The organism is uncultured Campylobacter sp. (assembly GCF_938045535.1).
GTDB lineage: Bacteria > Campylobacterota > Campylobacteria > Campylobacterales > Campylobacteraceae > Campylobacter_B.
Genome location: NZ_CALIMQ010000062.1, coordinates 1 through 1,023, shown reverse-complemented (window position 1 = coordinate 1,023; position 1,023 = coordinate 1). Strand labels below are relative to the sequence as shown.

The following is a 1,023-nucleotide window of genomic DNA, read 5'->3' as shown; positions in this document are numbered from 1 at the left end:
AGGCCACCTCGTCCCAGTCGTAGAGGGCCGCTCGCTTGCGGGACTCCTCGCCGCGCGCGGTTTGGGCCTCCTTGATCTCAAATCCGAGCTTTGAAGCGATGTATTCGCTCACGACTTTCGTGTCGCCGCCTTTGGTGGCGTAAACTAATAGTTTTTTCATTTTTTCTCCTTAAAAATAAGAATGATTCTAACAAAATAAGATAAATTTTGAATGAAAGAAAAATTTTTATAAGGCGCTCGGATATGGCGTGATGTCTCACATCTAGCCAATTTCAAGCGGCAGTGAGCCGGTAAAATTTTAAAACTGCTATTTAACCGCTCGTATAAAAAACCGCAGTATAATGTCGCCAAGCTCATTACAAGGAGAGGATATGCGAAATTTTACATTATGTTTGATCACCGCGATAGCACTTTGCGGCTGCGCGACCCCGCAGGATCGATACGGCGGAGATGTTTATGACGCGAGCGAAACGAACCGCATGAGGCAAAGCGATCGGATCGAGATCGTCGATGTCCTACCCGCTAAAATCAACGTAGAGCGCTCCGAGGGCAATACGGGTAAAATTTTAGGTGGCGTCGCGGGCGGAACTACGGGCGCCATCATCGGGCATAAGCTCGGCAAACATAGCAGCAGCAGGCGCTTAGCTGAGACCGTGGGGCTAGTAGGCGGCGCGGTAGTGGGCGCGGTCGCCGGAGATGCGATCCAAAACTCCCAAAAAACGGTGCAAGGCTCCAACATCATCTACAAGCTAAACGGCAAGGAATACTCATCCGTGCAAGCCGATCCGCCGTGCAGATTTAGACGCGGCAAGGCTCTGCTGATCCACACGGGCAGCGAAACGCGGGTGCAGCCGAACTCGGGATGTTAAATTAAACCCGCCCAAAGCTTGCGGTGAAATTTTAAAATTTCACCGCGACGTTTAAATTTAAGAGCGGCGAATTCGCGAAATTTAAGGCAATCTATGAAATTTTAAAGGGTGCTAGTTTTGTAAATTTGCGCCCTTGAAATTTTAAAATTTTAAG

The 1,023-nt window shown here is 48.8% G+C and carries 1 protein-coding gene; it reads left to right on the top strand.

From position 1 onward, the window contains the following. Nucleotides 1-371 precede the first annotated feature (371 nt). Nucleotides 372-869 (top strand): hypothetical protein, encoded by a 498-nt coding sequence (locus Q0095_RS02240; protein WP_297880961.1) that lies wholly within the window; start codon nt 372-374, stop codon nt 867-869. Nucleotides 870-1,023 lie beyond the last annotated feature (154 nt).